Raw genomic sequence first — 6121 nt, forward strand, 5'->3', positions numbered from 1 at the left:
CAAGCGGTTGTCTGTCCTTTGCCGAAGCTGACTTACCAGAAGCCGATAAGAAAAAAATCATGGCTGATTATGAAGCATGTTTATTCCCTGGTATGTCTCCAGATCAGTACAACATTCTGTGGATTGAACATCGAGATAAAGGACGTTTAGAGCTTAACTTTGTTATTCCAAACGTGGAATTGAGTACAGGCAAACGCCTACAGCCATTCTACGCCCCCGCTGATTTAGGTCGTGTCGATTGCTTTAAAAAGATTGTTAATCACGACTACAACTTGCATGACCCCGATGACCCTGAAAACCGCCAATTGTCGAGCGTTCAGCTTAATGAAGATGGTGAAATAAAACCAAAAGTCAAAGAGGTCGGGAAGTCTCAAACAGCAGATGAAATAGCTAATACAGTCGATACATTAGTTATGCAAGCGTATTTAGATGGCAAGATCAAAGATCGTGATGACACGATTTTATTTTTAACTGATGAACTAAAACTGAATGTTAGTCGTGTTACCAAAGGCAGTATTTCAATATTACTGCCAGACCGTAAAAGACCTATTCGATTGAAAGGGGAGATGTATGAGCAAGGCTTCACAACTGATGATCGACCAGATTCGGAAGAAGAAGCAAGAAGAGCAGACAGCTATAGAGAACGAATTTCAAGAGATATTACAGCAGTCAAAGCTGAATACAGCGACAGAATTGAAAGCAAGAGAACAGCACTTGCTGAACGCTATAGATCAATCGAACAAACTCATAGCGCAGAAAGTCGCTTTGTTGCAACAACAACGTATAGAGCAGATCAATCAATTCAACAGCTCTATGAAACCGCAATTAACAAAAGCAGTAGCAGCACTTGGAACATTGACGATAGTTTTAGCGGTTATAGCTTCGATGTTATTTATCTGGAATGGCAAGCAAGTAAGTCAAATCGCAAAAAATGCGACAGTGTTGAAGCAACAGCAGATAGCAATAGAAAACAATCACTTCAAGAGACAGCAGAGATAGAAAATGAGCGTACAAGACGAATTATTGCAAATCATCGAGAAGCAATCACAATTTATTCAACAATGTCATGTTTCGCTGAAACAAGTGAACTCTGCAATCGCATCGCAACAGCAAACAATTCAGCAGCAGCAACGCAGAATAACGCAACTAGAACAGCAATTAGAGACAGTATTGATGCAACAGCTACAGCTATCGCAGATGCAACAAGAAGCGAACAGCAATTTAAACGAAACATCGAGCATGTTGATCAAAACACAACAACTCTGCGTGGATATGTTAAATCAAGCGAAGAAATAAGCGCACAGCAGACGATTCAGCAGAAACCTGATGATGTATCAGCACCAGCTCGCAAAGTCGAAAATACGCAAAATGACGATGATTACAGCAATGATTTCAGACTTTAAGTCGAGCGAAGCGAGTTAAAAAAACGTGCAAAAATTTCAGCGTGAAACCGCTCAAAACATGGCATAAGTCAATGTTAAGAAAAGAAATTTTGAAATGTGACAAAAATAGTGATACATTTCTTTAAGCGTAAAAAAAGCCACTTTGGCGAGTGACTTTTTTTACTTTGTTTAACAAATACTTAAAGCATCATTAAACTCAAATTCGATACTTGTATTTTACTGATGTTTTGAGCATTTGCAACATATAGGACGTTGCAAAAGGTGAAAAACGTACAATTAAGCGATTTTTTTGAAAATCTTGCTCATAAACCATACTGTGCAGATGAGTTACTGTATGGCTTACAAATAAGACCGAAAAAAACGGCAATCAATATGCAATACATACAGGGTAATCAGCCTTGTATGCTTCATTACTTCTTTTTTGACATAGATCGTTCAGATGCAGTCATGGCATGGCATGACGCAAACCTACCAATGCCTTTTTGGACAGCACAAACACAAAAAAACGGTCATGCTCATATTTGCTATAAATTAGAAATTCCATTGTGTACCAGTGAATTAGCCAGTCAAAAAGCTATTAGCTATGCAGCTAAGATACAAGCTGGACTTGCCAATAAACTTGGAGCAGACGTTGGCTACAGTCATCTCATTACGAAGAATCCATTTCATAAAGATTGGCGTGTCACTTTTTGGAGTGAACAAGCTTATACGCTCGATTATTTAGCTGATTTTGTCGATTTACCTAAGAAATTAAGCAAGAAACAAGAAGTTTCAGGGCTTGGACGCAACTGCACACTGTTCGATACCGTGCGTAAATGGGCATATACGGCTGTTAGAGCACATAGAGGGGGTGTTTATAGTACTTGGCTAGATGAAGTCACTAAGCAGTGTTTAAGCGTAAATGAAGCGTTTTTAGAAGCATTACCCTATTCAGAAATCAAAGCTACTGCAAAAAGTATTGCTGAATACTGTTGGAAGAAAGACGCTTACTGCTATCAAGAGTTTATAGATCGTCAAAGCCGGAAAGGTAAGTTGGGCGGTAGACCGTCATTAGGTGAGCCATGGAAAGAATTAGGCATTAGTCGGGCAACATATTTCAGAAGAAAAAAGAGTGAGACTAAAGCCTAAATCAGATAACAGCCCCTTCGCGGGGCTTTTTTTGTCATTTTGGTCAATTCTAAATATGTTCCACGTTATTTAGCTTAGGCTAATTTAATTGCATAATAATACTTTCATAATAATCATAATATTATTATTATTCTTATTATTATGATTATGCAGGACTATAAAAATGCAAGTCTCACAAGAAATACAAGCTCGAATTATTGAAGTTGCAGAGCAGCTACATGCAGAAAATTCAGATAAATTTCCAACAGTTGCAGAAGTTCGTGCTTTGTCAAAAGCAGATATGAACAGTGTTTCGATTGTTATGAAGAATTGGCGACAATCAAAGTTAATGCCTGTTCAAAAGATTGAAGAGACAGCTCCAGCCGAAATTCTAGAGTTATCAAATCAACTTGCTTCAAAAATTTGGGGTGAAGCAAAATTACAAGCTGAATCAAAGTTAAGAGATGCTGAACAAAAATTTAATGATGAACGTAAAGAATTAGAAGAATTACGTCTTGAACTTGCAAATGAATGTGATCGTTTAAATACAGAACTTGAGCAGATCACAGAGTTAAAAGATGATGCAGTCAAAGCTCAAAATGATGCTGAAACAGCTTTAAATGAAGCATTACAGCAAATTGAACAATTAAAGTCTGAGTTACAGCAATCACAGCAATCTAAACTTGTCGAGATCGCAAAAAATAAAGAGCTTGAGCAACATATCAGCACATTGAAATCACAGCTCAATGAACGTGATGCAGATTTGAAAGCATTAAAATCAGAGCATTCACAGCAACTTGAACAACGTAATGAAGAGCTGAATACATTGAAATCAGAACATTTGAATGAGATTAAGCATATTCAGCAAAAACATGAAGATCAGTTGAAAACACTTCAAACAAGTGAATCGTCAGTGAAAGAGCGTTTAATTCATCTTGAAAAAGAGCTTGCAGTTTGTTTGTCTAAAATTGAGCAATCAGACAAATATGCGAATGAGCTGAAAGAACTACTTGCTAAAAACTTGTCTGCAAATCTGCAAAAGCAAAAGAATTTGGAGAATAATGCCTGATTTTGAATGACCTCGATAATACTTAGATAAAAATCTAACTAGCATCTGAATTATATTGTTGAGTGAAGTAATGGCTGTTCCAAAATTACGTTTTAAAGAGTTTGATGCGGATTGGGAAAAAACTACTTTAGGTGAAGTAGTAAAGTTTTCTAATGGCAAAAGAGTTCCATTAAGTGAAACTGATAGACAAAAACGACAAGGCAAATATCGTTATTATGGTGCTTCAGGTGTAATTGACTATGTAGATGATTATCTATTTGATGGTCAATATATTTTAATTGGTGAAGATGGTGCAAATATTATTACTCGCTCATCTACGCTAGCTTTTGTAGTTGAAGGGCAGTTTTGGGTAAATAATCATGCTCATATTTTTCAATCCAAACATGGGGATAATGTTTTCTTAGCGACTTATTTGGAAAGTCTAAACTACGAGCGTTTTAACTCAGGGACTGCTCAACCAAAACTTAATCTCGAAAACCTAAAAAAAGTTCCAGTTGCTAATCCCCAAAAACCCGAACAAACCAAAATCGCTTCTTTCCTTTCCACTGTGGATGAAAAGATTAGCCAACTCACGCAAAAACATGCGCTACTCAGCCAATACAAACAAGGCATCATGCAAAAGCTGTTTAGCCAGCAGATTCGTTTTAAAGCGGATGATGGTAGTGAGTTTGGGGAGTGGGAGGAACTAAAATTTAAAGATGTGATTAAGATTAAGTACGGAAAAGATCATAAAAAACTAGATGACGGTGATATTCCTGTTTTAGGTACAGGTGGCATTATGAGATACGTTGATTCATATTTGTATGAGGGAGAAAGTATCTTAATTGGGCGAAAGGGTACGATTGATAAGCCACGATTTATCTCAGGTAAATTTTGGACTGTTGATACGTTGTTCTACACGGAAATTGGTGAAAAAATTCTACCTAAATTTGCCTTTCAACAATTACTTTTAGTGAATTGGTTAAATTTAAATGAAGCTACTGGTGTTCCAAGTCTAAATACAACATCTATCGGGAATATTGAATTAAAAGTACCTTGCCTAGCAGAACAGACCAAAATCGCCAATTTCTTATCTGCCATTGACCAAAAAATTGAAGTCGTTGCACAGCAAATTGAACAAGCCAAACAGTGGAAAAAAGGCTTGTTGCAGCAAATGTTTGTTTGAAAATCCATGCACAAGTGCCGTCCAAATCAGATAACAGCCCTGAAAGGGGCTTTTTTATTTTATTAAACCCAAACTGTGAATAGGACTAAAAAACATAAGAAACCTAACAATCCACCACCACACCAAAAAAACTAAACCGAAAACAGGAATAAAAAACTAAAAGGAATCACAATCACATCACAACAAATACTGAACTGAAAATAGGACTAAAAAAATAAAAGGAATCACAGTCATACCACACCAAAAAACTAAACTGTGAATAGGAATAAAAAACACAAGAAACCTAACAATCCACCTCCACCAACACCAACCCAACACCACACCAAAAAAACTAAACTGAAAAAGGACCAAAAAACTACAAGGAACTAAAGACACAAAACATCGAAAAGAAATCACAGTCACACCACACGAAACCCAAACTGTGAATAGGTGAATAGGACTAAAAACCAGAGATACACCACACCAGAAAACCAAACTGAAAATAGGACCAAAAAACTACATGGAAACAAAGACACAACACATCAAAAAGAAATCACAGTCATACCACACCAAAAAACTAAACTGTGAATAGGAATAAAAAACACAAGAAACCTAACAATCCACCCCCTCCAACACCAACCTAGAAACCCATCAATATCCAAATAAGAATTACAGATATCATTTGAATCGAGTAACAACATTCACAAATGAATATTGTTAGCTCAATTACAAGATGTTATTGTAATGCTATTAAGCAAGGATACACATAGTGCCCTATTTTGGCTTCGCCAAAACATGACCCTACGTGACCTTGATCTGGGGACACCCCCGATACCCCCGTCCTTTGAGCCTCAAATTGGAGTGACCAAAATGGATACCGCTACAATTCCAACATGGCAACGACCTGAGCCAGTTGAAGAACATCGAACAAATATTGTCAAAGTCCGACTGACTGACAGCGAACTTAATTTAATAAAAGAAAAAAATCCTCATGCTTCGCTTTCACGTTTCATGCGTGAAGCAACTTTGAACGCTGCCCGACCGACTGAGCAAACCCCACAACCAAAGCAAAAATATTCCAAGACTGAGCGAGATACATTAATTGCACTTAGTCGAATTGGTACTAACGTCAATCAAATTGCTAGAGCGATTAATGTTGATGTGAAGAACTTGAATGATATTGATAAGACGAAGCTATTGATTCTATTACTTGATGTTGAGAAGCAACTCAAAGAGCTAAGACCATGATTGTCAAATTCTTTAAGTTTGGAAAAGGCAATTCAAAATCATGTATTGATTACTTGCTCGGTGCAGATCGTGACCGTGAACATGCCAAAGTTTTGAGTGGTGATGTTGAGCTAACGTCTGCAATTATTGATTCAAGCAGATTCACAAAGA

The 6121-nt window shown here is 37.1% G+C and carries 5 protein-coding genes; all 5 read left to right on the top strand.

Annotated elements, in window-relative coordinates:
- The coding region (locus tag ACEO2X_RS12975) for a hypothetical protein (RefSeq protein ID WP_371972116.1) at positions 1-1403 on the top strand (1403 nt) is incomplete at its 5' end.
- A 261-nt stretch (positions 1404-1664) separates the two neighbouring features.
- A complete protein-coding gene (locus ACEO2X_RS12980; RefSeq protein ID WP_371972117.1) occupies positions 1665-2531 on the top strand; it encodes a replication initiation protein in 867 nt (288 codons plus the stop codon).
- 163 nt (positions 2532-2694) lie between these two features.
- On the top strand, positions 2695-3579 hold the full coding sequence (locus tag ACEO2X_RS12985; RefSeq protein ID WP_371972118.1) for a DNA-binding protein: 885 nt from the start codon (positions 2695-2697) through the stop codon (positions 3577-3579).
- A gap of 70 nt (positions 3580-3649) precedes the next feature.
- Positions 3650-4744: a restriction endonuclease subunit S gene (locus ACEO2X_RS12990; protein ID WP_371972119.1), complete on the top strand. Its 1095-nt coding sequence runs from the start codon at positions 3650-3652 to the stop codon at positions 4742-4744.
- An 849-nt stretch (positions 4745-5593) separates the two neighbouring features.
- A complete protein-coding gene (gene mobC / locus ACEO2X_RS12995; protein WP_371972120.1) occupies positions 5594-5971 on the top strand; it encodes a plasmid mobilization relaxosome protein MobC in 378 nt (125 codons plus the stop codon).
- Positions 5972-6121: the final 150 nt, after the last annotated feature.

The organism is Acinetobacter sp. AL9, assembly GCF_041464035.1.
Taxonomy (GTDB): domain Bacteria; phylum Pseudomonadota; class Gammaproteobacteria; order Pseudomonadales; family Moraxellaceae; genus Acinetobacter; species Acinetobacter towneri.

Bases quoted from the DNA above. Each gene is read 5' to 3' on its own strand.
- ACEO2X_RS12985 (WP_371972118.1), top strand. From the start codon at position 2,695: ATGCAAGTCTCACAAGAAATACAAGCTCGAATTATTGAAGTTGCAGAG.
- ACEO2X_RS12990 (WP_371972119.1), top strand. From the start codon at position 3,650: ATGGCTGTTCCAAAATTACGTTTTAAAGAGTTTGATGCGGATTGGGAA.
- mobC (WP_371972120.1), top strand. From the start codon at position 5,594: ATGGATACCGCTACAATTCCAACATGGCAACGACCTGAGCCAGTTGAA.